We start from the raw sequence: 15,884 nt of genomic DNA, 5'->3' as shown, positions 1-15,884 counted from the left end.
GGGCAAACCATGGATGATAACGGCCAGCGTCCACGATGCGGAAATATCGCCGCTTTCGCCGGGTTCGCCGGGCTGGAAAATCCTTCGCCGGGGCGAAAAAAAAACCGGCCGCACGAGGCGGCCGGTTTTCAGGCGAATGCCGGAAGGGATCAATGACCCTTCATGGCATCCTTGGCCTTGTCGGCAGCGTCCTTGGCCTTGCCCGCGGCGTCCTTCGCAGCGCTGGCGGCGTTGGAGGCAGCGTCGGCGGCGTTGGAGGCAGCAGCCTTCATCGAGTCGGTCGCCGAGGTGGAAGCATTGGCCGGAGCCGAAGCAGCGGCAGCAGCCTGCTTGGCCTGGTCAGCGGCCTGGCCGGCAGCCGCAGCAGCGGTCTGGGCCTGGTCGGCAGCCTGCTTGGTGGCGGCGTCAGGAGCCTGAGCCGCAGCGTTCTGAGCCTGGTCGGCAGCCTGCTGGGCCTGATCAGCGGACTTCTGGGCGTCCTGCGCGGAATCTTGCGCGCCGTTGCTGCAAGCCGCCAGCAGCGCGACGAGCGCAGAGGCGAGAAGGATACGCGTGAACTTCATGGTGAATCTCCTTAGCCGTGGAATGCCGGATGGCTCAACCATTAAAGCGCGTTCCCCGTTAACACGCCACTTGTTTCGCAGTGTGTTTCAGGAGGCATTAAAGCGACGGTTAAGCGGCTTTCACAAATCGTGCGCCGGGTGTTCACATGGCTTGGACATTTCAGTGCACTTTGGAACGGCACGAAGCACTCGTGCGAATGGCGAGGGCTTTGTCGCGGCAGGCATAAGCACCTCTTCCAGACAGGAACGGGCCGGGCATTCGCATGCCCGACCCGTCAGTTCGAAAAGCCCGCGAGGGTGATGCTGCGAAGCGACCTCAGTCCAGGCATTCCACCGCGATGGCGGTGGCTTCGCCGCCGCCAATGCACAGCGAGGCGATGCCGCGCTTCAGTCCGCGCGTCTTCAGTGCGTTGACCAGGGTGACGATAAGCCGGGCACCGCTGGCACCGATCGGATGGCCCAGCGCGCAGGCGCCGCCGTTGACGTTGAGCTTGTCGTGCGGAATGCCGAGTTCCTTGATCGGCGCCATCGCCACCACGGCGAACGCTTCGTTGACCTCGAACAGATCTACGTCGGCGACCTTCCAGCCGGCCTTGTCCAGCACTTTCTGGATGGCCGCCACCGGGGCGGTGGTGAACCATTCCGGTTCCTGCGAATGGGTGGCGTGCGCCACGATGCGGGCCAGCGGGGCAACGCCACGAGCCTTGGCATCGTCGGCCGACAGCAGCACCAGCGCGGCGGCGCCATCGGAGATGGACGACGAGCTGGCAGCGGTGATGGTGCCGTTTTCCTTGCGGAAGGCCGGCTTCAGTGTGGGGATCTTGGCCACGTCGGAGCGGCCCGGCTGCTCGTCGGTATCCACCACCACGTCGCCCTTGCGACCCTTCACCGTGACCGGCACGATCTCGCCGGCAAAGCCGCCGTTCTGCTGCGCGGCCTTGGCGCGGTTCACCGATTCGATGGCGAACGCGTCCTGCTCCTCGCGGCTGAAGTGGTACTTGTCGGCGCACAGCTCGCCGAACACACCCATCGCCTTGCCGTCATAGGGGTTGGTCAGGCCGTCCCACGCCATGTGGTCGACCAGCTCGCCACTGCCGTAACGGATGCCGCCACGGGCCTGCACCATGTGCGGCGCATTGGTCATCGACTCCATGCCGCCGGCGACCACGATGGCAGCCGAACCGGCCTTGATCAGGTCGTGGCCAAGCATCACCGCCTTCATGCCCGAGCCGCAGACCTTGTTGATGGTGGTGCAGCCGGTGCTGACCGGCAGGCCGGCTTCCAGCGAGGCTTGGCGCGCGGGGGCCTGGCCGAGGTTGGCGGGCAGCACGCAGCCCATGATGACCTCGCTGACGTCGCCGGCAGCCACGGCGGCTTGCTCCAGCGCGGCGCGGATGGCGGTGGCGCCCAGCTTCGGCGTGGGGACGCCGGTGAACTGACCGAGGAAGGAGCCGATGGCGGTGCGCTTGGCACCGGCGATGACAACGCTGACGTCCGACATGGGGATCTCCGCAGGAACGTGGAGGCGCGATGCGCCCGGGAGTAGGAGCCTGTCGTACTTTGGTCGGCCGGGCTGCAAATCCGTCTGCACGGTCCATATTTCCGTCGATTCTTGACCCATAGAACCACTATGGGTCAAGAATCGCCGAAAATCTGTCCTCGCGCAGCCGAGTTTTCGCCTCGACCACCAAAGTACGACAGGCTCCTAGCCTTCGGATTATCGCAGCCCATGATGCGGCGCGGCAAACCGGACCGCTCGACGTCTGCCAGGGAGCGTTCCGGTGCATGGCGGTTATGCCAAACTGTGCCGCGTAGCCGACCGCAGGATGGGGTCTTGCCGCGTCGGTCGTGACACGGAATGTGTAGCGGGGACAATCAGATGAAAGCAGACGTGCGTGGTCCGGGTTGCCGCGAGGCGGCGTTGTTCATGGCGATTGCACTGGCGCTGAGCGCCTGTGGCGGCGGTGGTGGCGGCGTCAAGCCATCACCTGCGAGCGACAATCCGCCTCCGGCCAGCACGGCGCCTCCGCCGCCCCCGCAACCGCCGCTGGATGCCCAGCTTTCGCTTACCAACACTTACGCAGCACACGATGCCGGCTATACGGGTGTCGGCGTCACCATCGGCGTGGTCGACAGCGGCATCATGCAAAGCAACCCCACGGTGGCTGGCAGGGTGACCAAGGAGTTGATCTACGTCGACCCGACGCAGAACAACACCAAGATCGACGACGTGGTCGGTCACGGCACCTGGGTGTCCGGGATTGCCGCCGGCACGCCGTTCGCCCAGTTTCCCGGCGGCATTGCACCGGGGGCCAACCTGGTGTCGGCGCGCATCATCAGTGACAACGCGCCGGACGACAACGGTTCCACACCGCCATCGCAGGTCACCGTCAGCGATGCGCAGTTCTTCGGTTCCGTGAACCAGGACCTGATCAGCGCCGGCGTCAACGTGATGAACAACTCCTGGGGCGGCATTACCTGGAGCAGCACTGATACCGCGGTAACCCAGGCTTTCCACGACGCCTACAGCAACTTCGTGCTCAATCACGACGGGCTGGTGGTATTCGCCGCCGGCAACGATTCGAATGCCAACCCCAGCACCATCGCCGCACTGCCCAGCCTGGCGCCGGACCTGGAGAAGGGCTGGCTGGTGGCCGTGGCGATAAACAGCAATGACCCGACCCAGCTCGAGGGCTATTCGAACAAGTGCGGCGTGGCGATGAATTACTGCCTGGCCGCGCCGGGCGACGTGATCGTGCTGGACAAGGACACCACCGCCACCACCGCCAAGCCGTCGTATTTCATCGTGGAAGGCACCTCGTTCGCGGCGCCGCAGGTGTCCGGCGCGGCGGCGCTGGTGTGGCAGGCGTACCCGTATTTCAGCAACGATCTGGTGCGGCAGACCCTGCTCGGCACGGCCGACCCGCTGGGCGGCTCGCAACCCAATCCCACCTTCGGTTATGGCGAACTGGATGTGGGCAAGGCGGTGAATGGCCCGGCGCAATTCAACTGGGGTGACGTCACGGTCGACTTCAGCGGCGTGTCCAGTTGGAACAATCCGATCTCGGGTGCCGGCGGCCTGATCAAGCAGGGCACCGGCACCCTCAATCTCACCCAGCCTTCCAGCTATGCCGGCCTCACCACGGTGACCGGCGGCAGCCTGGATGCCGTTTCGCTGGGAGCGGGCGGCGCCAGCATCGGCACGGCCGGCACGCTGGCGATCACCGGAACAGCCAGCGCCTCGGTGCCTTCAATCGCGGGCAATGTCGCCAACGCGGGCGCACTGGTGGTGGGCAGCAGCAACCTCACCGTCAGCGGCAATTACACGCAAACCGGACGGCTGGCGGTACCGCTGGGCTCCTCGCTGCAGGTGTCCGGCAGCGCCAGCCTCACCGCCAACGCCGGGCTTTACGTCTACGGCGCCGACCAAGGTTATGTGATGAGTTCGCATACCACGGTGCTGACCGCCCATGGTGGTTTGAGCGGCACGTTCGCCAGCCTCAGTACGCCGTCGACCGTGACCTTGAAGGCCACGATGGGCTACGACGCCAACAACGCCTGGCTCGACGTGACCCAGGTGAATCTCACGGCGATCCAGGGATTGCCGTATTCGGCGGCCAGCTATGCCGCCGCGGCGCGCGTGCAGAGCGCATTCGCGGCGATCGACGGACAGTTGCAGGGCACCAGCAGCGGCGGTTCCGCGCCGGTGTCGACCGACTTCATTGCCGGCGCCGCGCATCTGCAGTACGAGGCCACCACGGCGCAGGCCGCGCGCTCGTTCGAAAGCCTGTCTGGCCAGTTGCATGCGGCCAGTGCAGCGATGGCTTTCGAGGCGCTGGACGCGGGTACGCAAGCACTCTCCAGTCGCTTCGAACAGTTGCTGGATGCACCGCAGCTGGCCGGTCACGTCGGTGGCTGGACGCAAAGCCTGGGCGATCACGGCAGCATGTCACGCAGCGGTTACGGCAATGTCGGTTTCGACCTTAACGGCCACATGGTCGGTGCGGACAGCCGGCTCGGTCGCGATGGTGTGATCGGCTACGCGATCAGCCAGAGCCAGGGGCTGGGCCGACTTTCCGAAAGCGCCGACCAGGGCAGCAGCCACGCGCTGGAAGGCATGTTCTACGGTGGCGTGATCCGCGGCTCGTGGTATGCGATGGGGCGCGTGGGCATGGGCAGCTATCGCGAAGACATGCGACGCCAGCTCACCCTCGGTGACGCATCCGCCAACGTGGCCAGCTACAGCAATGGCCAATACGGCGTGGCCTATGGCGAGAGCGGCTATCGTCTCGCCCTTGGTGGCCTGCAGCTGACGCCCTACGTGAACCTGCAATACGCACAACTGAGCCTCGACGGCTTCAACGAAAGCGGCGCAAACGGCTTCGGTCTGATGTCCGGTGCGCAAAACGTGACCCGCTGGCAGGCCGGCGCAGGCATGCGCGGCGCCCACCAATGGCTGTTCGCCAACGGCAGCACGCTGAGCTTGCAGGCGCGCTTGCTGTGGCAGCAGGCCTTCGCGATGAGCGGCGAACAGCTCGATGCCAGCTTCACGGGCCTGCAGCAGTGGCTGCCGGTGGGCGGCATCGGCCTGTCGCGTTACGGTGGCCTGGCCGGCGTCACGCTCGACTGGAACGTCTCGCCGCGCAGCAGTCTGGCCTTGGACTATCAACAGCAAGTAGCCCAGCACGTCGCGGCAAAACAGGCCACGCTCAGCTATCGCTGGCGTTTCTGAAATCCTTGCTGCGCGTGCTGGTCGAGCATGATCGGGAGAGCGGCAGCACGTGATTACACCGCGGCTGCTGATCCTTGAGGGGCAACGTATCGCGAGATCGCCAGCGACTCGGTTCGCATGCTCGGCGTCTCATGAGGTTTCGGCTTGGCGATGTGGCGCTAAAGAGGTAGGTAGCCGAGCAACGTCGCTAATGAGACTGACTTTTGTAGTCCTTCACTTTCAAAAAGTGTCGGGCAGCCCTGATTGTTAATGCAGTTCAAAGAAGCAAATTATGAGACGGCTTGCAATGCGCAAGTTCTTGGATGTCACAGGGGAATTTCACCCTGTACTACAACACGGCGCGCAAAATACCCCAAGCTCTTTCAAACACCTATTGGTCAACCAATCTTGATTATACGCTTACCGACGGCAAGTGCTTTGTCAACAAAAACACCGGCGAACTGATATGCAGCGCCAAGATCTATCAGAGGCCCGATGGATCGACGTTGACATTCGATTCCCAGTCGGGTGGTTACGTGGAGAGCGGTGGCGGTGGCTTGGCCACGCTGACTTACGACAGCGCGTCATCAACGTATATCTTGCATGACGAGGACGCCACAACCAAAGTCTTCGACACCTACGAAAACATCAAGTCCATCACGGATTCGTCAGGTATCGGCTGGACCATTGCAGGGTCGGGACCTGCCAGCGCCTCCACTTACACGGTCACGCATAGCAGCGGAAAATCCTACTCCGTCACCCGAAACAGTAGTGACACGATAACGGTTACAGATCCATCGGGTAATGCCTATGTGCTCCATCTGACGAACGATGGCAATTACACGTCAATCACTTATCCCGGATCGCCAGCGACCACTGTGTCTTTCAAATACGGGCTATCCGCTCTACCCGGCCTCCTGACCGAAGTGGATTACAACGGCGCGCCGTACGACTACACGTCATACAACACCAATTCGTCCAGCCCATATTACGGATGGGCTACCGCGAATTACCTGGCCGATAATTCGGAAAGCGCCACGATTCTCTACGCCAAGGATGCTGCAGGAAATCTGCAAGCCACGATTACCAATGCGCTTGGGCATCATCGGGTACAAACCTATGACGGTACCAATGGCCCTGGCGGAACTTACAACGGGCAACTGTCGGCGATAAGCGACGATGCCGTGGCCGATTGTGGCGCGACGATCCGGGGCCGCTCCTATGATGCCAACGGCAATCTGTCCAAGGAAGTGGACAACAACGGCAACGTGCACACCTACACCTACGCCGCCACGGGTCAGCTTCAGTCCGAGACGGAAGCCGCAGGCACATCGTTGGCTCGGACCACGGACTATACGTGGGACTCCGATCTGCGGCTCAATCGCTTGACAAGCGTTACGGTCGAAGGGTGGTCCAAGACGACCTACACCTACAACGCTCAAAACAGGCTAGCCTCGGTATCGGTTACCAATCTGTCCGGCAACGGCTCGGCCAACCAGACGCTGACCACGACCTACGGCTATACGCTGTACGCCAGCGGCATGGTGCATGTCATGACGGTGACCCACCCGTCACCCGGCAACAGCGATGTCGATACGTACACGTTCGACGCTCTTGGCAACCTGACCTCTCGTGCGAACGGCTTGGGGCAGGCAACCACCTTCAGCAACTACAATGGATTGGGTGAACCGCAACATGTGGTCGGCCCCAACGGCGATGTGACCGACTACAGCTACGATGCACGCGGCCGCGTGGCCACCAAGACGACCCATCCCAATGGTGTGGCGGCCACCTGGACCTATGGTTACGACGGCTACGGTCAGCTTGCCAGCCTGGCGGTGCCGGATGGCGAAACCACGGCGTGGAACCACGATGCGGAAATGCGCGTCACCAGCATCGTGCGCAACGACAAAGATGGAGCCTCCACCGAGAGCTTTGGCTACGACGCCAACGGTGACGTCACTAGCCACACGGTCTCCCGCAACGGCACCCCGAGCCTGTCCGAGACCCTGAGCTACGATGCCCTGGGACGCCTCTATAAGCGTCAGGGCAACCACGGCCAGTTGTTGACCTACGGTTATGACGGCAACGGCAACGTACTCACGGTCACCGATGCCACAGGCCATACGGTCAGTAACCAATACGACGCCCTCAATCGAGTGACCAAAACAATCTCGAGCGGCGGCGCCAGTCCGGCGTTACCTAGCGGCGTACCTAACCTCAGCGTGCCAGCCAACAATGCCAACGGCAACTATAGCGTGAGCTGGAGTGGGGTCACAGGCGCCGCCAGCTATGTCCTGCAGCAGCGAGACAATGGCGGGGCATGGACAACGGTTCAGGACGGTACGGCCACCAGTTGGGCTGCCACGGGCAAAAGCGATGGCACCTATAGTTACCGCGTGCGAGCCTGTAACGTCACTGGTTGCGGTGCGTGGAGCGGCGTGGCCAGTGTCATCGTGCAACGGCTGACGCCGCCACCGGCACCGGCTAGCGTGTCGGTGCCAGCCACCAGTTCGGGAAACGTGGCCGTAAGCTGGCCATCCAGCAGTACGGCGACCAGTTATACGTTGCAGCACCGCTTGGGCACCGGCAGCTGGAACACGGTCTACAGTGGTGGCAACACCAGTACAACGGTGACGGAGAGCGCCACCGGCAGCTACACCTACCAGGTGCAAGCCTGCGGTGCGGGTGGTTGTAGTGGTTGGACGGGCAGCGGCACTGTAGCGGTAACGGTTCCTCCGGCAAGCGCGCCCAACCTGAGCGTTCCATCCAGCAACTCCACCGGCAGTTACACGGTGAGTTGGACGGGCATTGGCGGAGCCACCAGCTACACCCTGCAGGGGCAGGTCAATGGCGGCAGTTGGGGCACGATACAAGCCAGCAGCAGCACCAGTCGGGGCGAAAGCGGCAAAGGCAATGGCACGTACGGCTATCGGGTGCAAGCCTGCAATGCTGGCGGCTGCGGGCCGTGGAGTGGAGCCGGCAGTGTCACCGTCCTGCGGGTACCTGCGACGCCTGCGGGCCTCTCGGCCACGGTGTACAAAGAGTTTCTTTCGGATACACGTCCACCCAAAACGACCTACACATTGACCGCGACGTGGTCGAGTGTCGCTGGTGCGTCCAGTTACAACTTCAACTATTGCCAGCCAAGCGGCTCTTGCCCCACGCAGTCGGTGGCAACGCCGTCTGTCCCGGACTTCTATGTGCAGGGAGGAGCTGTTTCAGCGAAGGTGCAAGCGTGTAATGCCAGTGGCTGCTCGGCATGGAGCGCGGTGGTGACACCGACCGTGGTAAACGAGTGAGGGCGCGGACGATGAAAAAGGAACTCCACGTGGCAACTGTTTCCAGGCAATCGTCGGCTCTGCCAATTGAACAGGGGTGTCGTTCGATCCGTTCGTGCGAGTCCGGTTTGTCAAACCTGCGGCGTCGGATGTACGCCAAGGCGGGTGCCAACAGCCGGGAAGCACCGTCAAGAAGCCTGGGGCGGAAAACGGCGCTGGCCTTGCTGTGTGCCGGAAGCCTTGGCGTGACCGCATCCGCAATAGCCTCGACCACGGTGACCCAGTACACCTACGACGCCGGGAATCACGTCACTACGGTGACTGATCCGCGGGGGCTGGTCACGGCTTACAACTATGATGGGCTGGGCCTGCTGTGGGGGGTGTCCAGCCCCGATACGGGCACCAGTACTGCTAACTACGATGCTTATGGACGGCGCATCAGCCTGACCCGTGCCAATGGTGTGACCACGACCTACGGCTACGACACTATCAATCGCCCCACTAGCGTCAGCGCCGGAAGTCAGGTTCAGACCTACGCCTACGACAACTGCACGAACGGTGTGGGTCGTCTGTGCTCCGCCAGCGATGCTATTGGCTCCACGACCTATACCTATACCCCCGAGGGTCGGGTTGCGGGACGTGGTTTCTCGATCAATGGCACCAGCTACTCACTGGGCTACGGTTACGACGCCGTGGGCCATCTGGCTGCTGTGACCTATCCGGACGGTCATCAGGCGCTTTATAGCTATAGTCGGGGCGTGGTGTCCGACATCACGTTCGCGATGGGCGGTACCCAGCTCACCGCCGCGAGCAATATCGCGTGGCAGCCGATGGATGCCGCAGTGACAGGCTGGACGTCGAGCAATGGGTTGACCAACACATTGGCGTACGACACCGATGGTCGCCTTACAGGCATCAGCGTACCGGGCGTGGAAAGCCTGGGGTTCAGCTATGACAAGGCCAATCGTCTCACCGGTATCGACAATGCGCTCGACGGCACGATGAGCCAGGACTTCGGTTATGACGACCAATCGCGGTTGGTGTCGATGTATTCACTCAACCAGGGCGCCAGCTACAGTTACGACGCGGATGGCAACCGCATCGCCAGCGTGAACGGTGCCGGCACGAGCAGCGCCAGCTACAGCGCCACCAACAACCACCTCACGCAAACGACGGGAGCGAACGCGCAAACCTACGGTTACGATGCGCTGGGCAACATCACCACGTTGGGTGGCACAGTTGCCTATCAGTATGATGCGTTCAACCGGATGAAAGCGACAGGCGGCATGAGCTACTACGTCAACCCGGAAGGGCAACGGCTCCTCAAGACGGGCAGTGCAGGGACGACCTACTTTGCGCCGGGCCCCAGCGGTTCCTTGCTAGCAGAGAGCGACAACGGTCAGTGGATCGATTACGTGTGGCTGGGCGGGCGTTTGATTGGACGCGATGTGAGCGGACAACTGGAAGCGATCCACGACGATCAACTAGGTCGCCCTCAAGTGGTGACGAATGCGTCGCAGGCTGTGGTGTGGAGTGCACAGAACTGGCCGTTCACGCGGGACGTGGCGGTGTCGAGTTCGGCGCCGCTGAATGTTGGATTCCCAGGGCAGTACTACGACCAAGAGACGGGGCTGTGGAACAACGGGTTCCGGGACTACGACCCAGCATTGGGAAGGTATGTGGAGAGTGATCCGCTGGGGTTGAAGGCCGGGCCGAATACTTATGCCTATGTGGGAAGCAATCCATTAAATAGTATCGATCTCCTCGGCTTAGAAGGAGTTGGATCGTGGAATAATGGTGGAAATCCAACTGTTTTCGAAACGGGGAATGTTCCAAGTTGTAATATGGATCCGCACTTTTATAGAAACGGTCTTGCTGGCATGGGAATGCTGGCTGGGTTTGCTATTGGAACTACCGCAGTAGTGGCTTTAATGACTACACCTGAAACAGGAGGTGCGTCCGATTTGGCTGCTGAAAACGTTATCAAATGGTTAATAACTGAGGCGCCTGAACCCTACGCTACCGCCTCCATTGTAGGCGGTAGCCGTGGTGCCGCAATAGGTGGAATACTCGGCGGAGTTGGTGGCGCCATGTTAGACAGCCCCAATGTTGGCGGCAAATCGTGTGAGTGTAAATGATAAATAATGGCGAGCATAGACATGAAACTTTTCGGACAGAATTCCTATAAAACCAGATCGTCAGCCTTGATCAGGATTCTTGTGGTTTCACAATTATTTATGGCCACTCCAATGTTTTTATTTTTTATAGTCACTCAAGTATTTCGCCAACAACTAACTACTACATCAGCAATTTACGCAGCCTTCACCTGTGCTTCGATTGGGGTTGTTTTTGCATCATTATTCTGGCTCATCTTTCTATTGCCATTAATGGGGGTTGCGGCAACGAAAAAAAGGTGGCGTCATAGCCTAAAGAAGTAATTATATTATTTTCTAATTGGTGGCATTAAAGAGCGCAAAAAACGGTTCCAGGTTCACTTGCGGTCGTTTGAATCGTGTTCGGTCAACCGGTCTTCTGTGCGGAACGGGGGGCTCAGCTCAAAGCGAGTGACCGTTTCTGGCTGATTCCTACCCGTGACGGACGGACAGTAAGCCATCAATCGTGATCGCGGCAGCATGCTGACCGCAGTTTGCTCGAACGGTGATGATGTTCGACGGAATGTGCACTTGCTGCGCTTCCTGTGAAAACGGCCCGCATGGCGGGCCGTTTTCAATTCAGTGGTGCGTATCGCTTACGCCTTGCCGTGGAACAGCTCGCGGCCGATCAGCATGCGGCGGATCTCGTTGGTGCCGGCGCCGATCTCGTACAGCTTCGCATCGCGCAGCAGGCGGCCGGCGGGGAATTCGTTGATGTAGCCGTTGCCGCCCAGCGACTGGATCGCTTCCAGCGCCACCTTCACCGCATTGGTGGAGGCGTTGAGCAGGCAGGCGGCCGGGTCCACGCGCGACTTCACGCCGTTGTCGAACTGCTGCGCCACCATGTAGGCGAAGCCGCGCGAGCTCTGCAGTGCGGTATACATGTCGGCCACCTTGGCCTGCATGATCTCGAAGGTGCCGATCGGTGCGTTGAACTGCTTGCGCTCGCGCACGTAGGGCAGGGTGAGGTCCATCGCCGACTGCATCAGGCCAATCGGTCCGCCGGAGAGCACCAGGCGCTCGGTGTCCAGGCCGCTCATCAGCACGCGCACGCCTTCGTTCACTTCGCCGACGATGTTCTCGGCAGGGATCTCGCAATCCTCGAACACCAGCTCGCAGGTGTTTGAGCCACGCATGCCCAGCTTGTCCAGTTTCTGCGCGGTGCTGAAACCCTTCATGCCCTTTTCGACGATGAAGGCGGTCATGCAGCGGCTGCCGGCGGCACGCGGCGCGGTGCGCATGTAGACCAGCAGCACGTCGGCGTCGGGGCCGTTGGTGATCCACATCTTGGTGCCGTTGGCGACCCACACGTCGCCCTTCTTTTCGGCCTTGCAGCTCATCGATCCGACCACGTCGGAACCGGCGCCCGGCTCGCTCATGGCCAGCGCGCCGATGTATTCGCCCGAGCACAGCTGGGGGATGTATTTCTTGCGCTGGGCTTCGTTGCCGTTGTGGAAGATGTTGTTGACGCACAGGTTGGAATGCGCGCCGTAGGACAGGCCCACCGAACCGGAGGCGCGGGAGATTTCCTCCATCGCCACCATGTGCGCGAGATAGCCCATGCCGGTGCCGCCGTACTCGGTCGGAATGGTCATGCCGAGCAGGCCCATCTCGCCGAATTTCTTCCACAGGTCGGCCGGGAACAGGTTGTCGTGATCGATCTGGGTCGCGCGCGGGGCGATCTCTTTTTCCGCGAAGGCGTGCACGGTGTCGCGCAGCAGGTCGATGTCTTCTCCGAGCGGGAACGGGCGCATCACGAACTCCTTGGGGACTTAGCCGGGCAATGGTAACCGAGTGGCGCCGGCTTGCCCTGACGCGCCGCACCAGTGCGATGGACGTCGTCGGTTGTGGCGCCCCGGGGTTGGTGTAGGAGCGCACCCTGTGCGCGAATGCTCTAATGCCGGTCCTCGGCGAAAAGCATTCGCGCACAGGGTGCGCTCCTACGGTAGCACCGGGATCAATGCACCTTGACGAGCTTCGCCATCAGGTCCACGTCGGACATCGTCAGCACAGCCCGCCATTCACCGCCAGCACCTGGCGGGTGATGTAGCCGGCGTCGGGGCCGAGCAGGAATTGCACGGCGGCGGCGACTTCCTCCGGCGTGCCCATGCGTTGTGCGGGGATGGCCTTGAGGATTTCCTCGACCGGCACGTCCTCGTCCAGCATGTCGGTGTCGATCAGCCCCGGCGCCACGCAGTTCACCGTGATCTTGCGCTTGGCCAGTTCCACCGCCAGCGCCTTGGCGGCGCCGATCACGCCGGCCTTGGAGGCGCTGTAGTTGACCTGGCCGCGGTTGCCGATCAGGCCCGAGACGGAGGCGATGCAGACGATGCGGCCCGGCTGGCGGCGACGGATCATCGGCATCACCAGCGGGTGCAGCACGTTGTAGAAGCCGTCGAGATTGGTGCGCAGCACGCTGTCCCAGTCGTCGTCGGACAAGGCCGGGAAGGCGCCATCGCGGGTCAGTCCGGCATTGCAGACCACTCCGTAGGGTGCGCCGTGTTCGGCTGCGTCGGCTTCCAGTGCGGCGCGACAGGCGGCGCGATCGGAAATGTCGAATTGCAGGATGCGTGCCTGGCGGCCCAGCGCCTCGATTTCAGTGGCGACGGCTTCGGCCTCGTCGCGGCGCGAGCGGCAATGCAGCACCAGGTCGTAGCCGGTTTGCGCTAGTCGCAAGGCGATGGCGCGGCCGATGCCGCGGCTGGAGCCGGTGACTAGGATGGTGTCCGTCATGTGGGTTCTCCCGCAGAGGCCGTGAAAAACACCTCCGCGTTGGTTGGACTGAAAACGTTGAGCAAGGCCTCGGCACTGCCGATGGCTGAATCGATGCGGCAGGCGAACACGGCCATGCCGCTGTCGTCGTGGAAACTGCGTACCGCTTCCACGCGCAATTCGGTATCGGGCGGGAAGCTGTCCACGTCGCAGCGATAGTGCCGGGTGCCCAGCAGAAAGCCCAGGCGGACCGGTTGTCGTTCCTGCCGGGCCTGGTGGCCGGCCCAGGCGGCGACGGCCTGGGCCATCAGTTCCACGCCGGCCCAGGCGGGCAAGCCGTTGGCATCTTCGAACAGGCCTTCGCTGCGTACGCGGCGACGGCAAGCAATGTATTCGTCCCCGACTTCGATCACGCCGTCGAGCAGGATCATCTCGCCGGCGTGTGGCAGCAGTTCGGCGATCGGTCGCGCTGTCATCGCGGGTCCCCGAGAATCAGGCAGGCATTGTTGCCGCCGAAGGCGAAGGAATTGCTCATCAATCGGCACGGGCGACCGGCCGGTAGATGCTCGCCGGTGTGGACGAAGTTCAATGAGGGCTGTTCTGGATCGGCTGCGCCATCCCATACCTGCGGTGGCAGCCGCCGCATGGCGCGCGCGTCGGTCAGGCTCAGCCAGCAGAACGCCGCTTCCAGCGCGCCGGCGGCGGCCAGCGTGTGACCGGTGAGCGACTTGGTCGATGCGCAAGGCACGCCATCGGTGAACACGTCGGCCACCGCGCGGCTTTCCATGCGGTCGTTGTGTTCGGTGGCGGTGCCGTGCAGGTTGAGGTAGTCGATCTGCGCCGGTTGCAGCCCGGCATCGGCCAGTGCGGCACGCATCGCCTGCATCGCGCCGCGACCATCCGGATCGGGCGCCGACATGTGGTGGGCATCCGAACTGGCGCCACTGCCCAGCAGCTGTACCGGACCGCGCTCGCGGGTCATCAGGAACAGTGCGGCGGCCTCGCCGATATTGATGCCGTGGCGATGCCGCGAGAACGGATTGCAGCGCGCCGGGTCCAGCGCTTCCAGCGCATGGAAGCCGTTGATCGGCAGCCGCGCCAGCGTGTCCACGCCGCCGCATAGCACGGCATCGCAGACGCCGACCTGCAACAGCCGCTGCGCGCTGATCAGCGCGCGTGCGCCGGAGGTGCAGGCGGTGGAGATGACGTAGCAGGGACCGGCCAGCCCCAGCCATTCGGCGAGACATTCGGCCGGGCCAGCCAGTTCCTGGTGGGCGTATCGATATTCAGACGGCCATGTGCCATCGCGACGCCAGGCGGCGAGGCCATCGGTGGCTTCCTCGATACCGCCGGTGCTGGTGCCGAGCACGATGCCGATGCGCTCGCTGCCGTAGTGTGCGATGGCGGTGCGAATATCGCCCTCGATCTCCATCGCGGCGGCCAGCAGCAGGCGATTGCAGCGGTTGTCGCGGCTGGCCGCCAGGGATTCGGGCATGGCCGGCAACGGCGTGCGCACCGCACCGAGTGACGGCGCATGGCCGGGAATCCAGCCGGACTCGGGTTGCAGGCAGCGATCGTCGCCGGCAAACAACGCCTCGGCCACCGCGGCCTTGCCGCTGCCGAGCGTGCAGGTCACGCCAAGTGCGTTGAGGTAGGCGTGGCTCATGCGCGTTCCATCGGTTTGCGCGCGGCCACGTTCACCAGGGTTTCCTCGCGCTGGCCCGGCGGTGGCGGCGCTCGCAGCCCCCAGCGTTCAAGCAAACCGAAATCCTTCGAACGGCTCCACCACAGATAGGGCAGCGAAACGTGGGCGTCATCGAACACGAAACCCTGCGTGCGCAGCATGGCGAGGTAGCCGTCGGCACTTTTCTGCACGTGCATCGGGTGACGGAAGAACCAGCGAATCACCCACGTGTCGATATACGCCTTGGTCGATTCGGCGAACAACAGCCGGCCGCCGGGTTTCAGCACGCGCCAGAACTCGGCCAGCGCCTGTTCCTGTTCAACCAGGTGATGGAACGTCTGGTGGCAGAACACGATGTCCACGCTGGCATCGGGCAACTCGATGCGCGCGCAGTCGGCAACGTGCAGCTCCACGTCGATGCCCTCGCGCTGCGCTTCGATGCGCGACAACTCGACGCTGTGCGGGTCGGCATCCAGTCCAATCAATCGGCGGGGCGCGAAGGCCTCACGCAGCAGCCGGAACGAACGCCCCTGGCCGCAGCCGACGTCAAGCAGCACGCCGCCTTGCGGCAGCGGGTCGCCGATCAAGCGCTTCAGGTCATTGATCGCCACGCGCAGCACATGGTGCTGCCAGGTGTGAGTGGCGAGGAAGCGGAAACCGATGCGGGTTTCTTCGACGTAGGTAGGGCTGGCGTAGGTCATGATCAATAGGTTCTTTGTTCGTCATTCCTGCGCAAGCAGGAATCCAGTGTCTTTTGTTCAATGGCTCGGAGGCACTGGA

The 15,884-nt window shown here is 62.6% G+C and carries 11 protein-coding genes; 4 read left to right on the top strand and 7 right to left on the bottom strand.

Translation table 11 applies throughout. From position 1 onward, the window contains the following. The first annotated feature begins 9 nt into the window (after positions 1–9). Positions 10–156, top strand: coding sequence for a hypothetical protein (locus BMY90_RS17220; protein WP_175481538.1), 147 nt, complete (start codon positions 10–12; stop codon positions 154–156). Here the strand turns inward: BMY90_RS17220 and BMY90_RS08460 are convergent. Next, positions 150–563 (bottom strand): hypothetical protein, encoded by a 414-nt coding sequence (locus BMY90_RS08460; protein ID WP_092703234.1) that lies wholly within the window; start codon positions 561–563, stop codon positions 150–152. The two genes, BMY90_RS17220 and BMY90_RS08460, sit on opposite strands and share 7 nt — an antisense overlap. Positions 564–879: 316 nt before the next feature. Then, positions 880–2,064: an acetyl-CoA C-acyltransferase gene (locus BMY90_RS08455; protein WP_092703232.1), complete on the bottom strand. Its 1,185-nt coding sequence runs from the start codon at positions 2,062–2,064 to the stop codon at positions 880–882. Positions 2,065–2,442: 378 nt separating this feature from the next. Between BMY90_RS08455 and BMY90_RS08450 the strand changes: the two genes are divergently transcribed. The 3 genes from BMY90_RS08450 (at position 2,443) to BMY90_RS08440 (ending at position 10,693) form a co-directional block, all read left to right on the top strand. Next, positions 2,443–5,295 carry an autotransporter serine protease gene (locus BMY90_RS08450; protein WP_092703230.1) on the top strand — a complete coding sequence of 951 codons (2,853 nt, stop codon included), beginning with the start codon at positions 2,443–2,445 and terminating at the stop codon, positions 5,293–5,295. Between the two features lie 302 nt (positions 5,296–5,597). Then, positions 5,598–8,576 (top strand): hypothetical protein, encoded by a 2,979-nt coding sequence (locus BMY90_RS08445; RefSeq protein WP_092703228.1) that lies wholly within the window; start codon positions 5,598–5,600, stop codon positions 8,574–8,576. Between the two features lie 11 nt (positions 8,577–8,587). Further along, the gene (locus BMY90_RS08440) at positions 8,588–10,693 is read left to right on the top strand and encodes an RHS repeat domain-containing protein (RefSeq protein ID WP_175481537.1); all 2,106 of its coding nucleotides are present in this window, start codon (positions 8,588–8,590) and stop codon (positions 10,691–10,693) included. Between the two features lie 611 nt (positions 10,694–11,304). Here BMY90_RS08440 and BMY90_RS08435 read toward each other — a convergent pair. From BMY90_RS08435 to BMY90_RS08415, 5 genes are all read right to left on the bottom strand, one after another. Beyond that, a complete protein-coding gene (locus BMY90_RS08435; RefSeq protein WP_092703224.1) occupies positions 11,305–12,462 on the bottom strand; it encodes an isovaleryl-CoA dehydrogenase in 1,158 nt (385 codons plus the stop codon). Positions 12,463–12,712: 250 nt separating this feature from the next. Further along, on the bottom strand, positions 12,713–13,441 hold the full coding sequence (fabG, locus tag BMY90_RS08430) for a 3-oxoacyl-ACP reductase FabG (RefSeq protein ID WP_092703222.1): 729 nt from the start codon (positions 13,439–13,441) through the stop codon (positions 12,713–12,715). After that, positions 13,438–13,896, bottom strand: coding sequence for a hotdog family protein (locus BMY90_RS08425; protein WP_092703220.1), 459 nt, complete (start codon positions 13,894–13,896; stop codon positions 13,438–13,440). Before BMY90_RS08425 ends, fabG begins: the two co-directional genes overlap by 4 nt. Continuing rightward, positions 13,893–15,086 (bottom strand): beta-ketoacyl-[acyl-carrier-protein] synthase family protein, encoded by a 1,194-nt coding sequence (locus BMY90_RS08420; protein WP_092703218.1) that lies wholly within the window; start codon positions 15,084–15,086, stop codon positions 13,893–13,895. The genes BMY90_RS08425 and BMY90_RS08420 overlap by 4 nt, the downstream gene beginning before the upstream one ends. Beyond that, a complete protein-coding gene (locus BMY90_RS08415; protein WP_092703358.1) occupies positions 15,083–15,805 on the bottom strand; it encodes a class I SAM-dependent methyltransferase in 723 nt (240 codons plus the stop codon). Before BMY90_RS08415 ends, BMY90_RS08420 begins: the two co-directional genes overlap by 4 nt. Positions 15,806–15,884: the final 79 nt, after the last annotated feature.

Origin of the sequence: Rhodanobacter glycinis, from assembly GCF_900114325.1 — a bacterium.
In the GTDB taxonomy this organism is placed as follows: domain Bacteria; phylum Pseudomonadota; class Gammaproteobacteria; order Xanthomonadales; family Rhodanobacteraceae; genus Rhodanobacter_A; species Rhodanobacter_A glycinis.
This window is presented reverse-complemented; position numbering and strand designations above follow the sequence as displayed.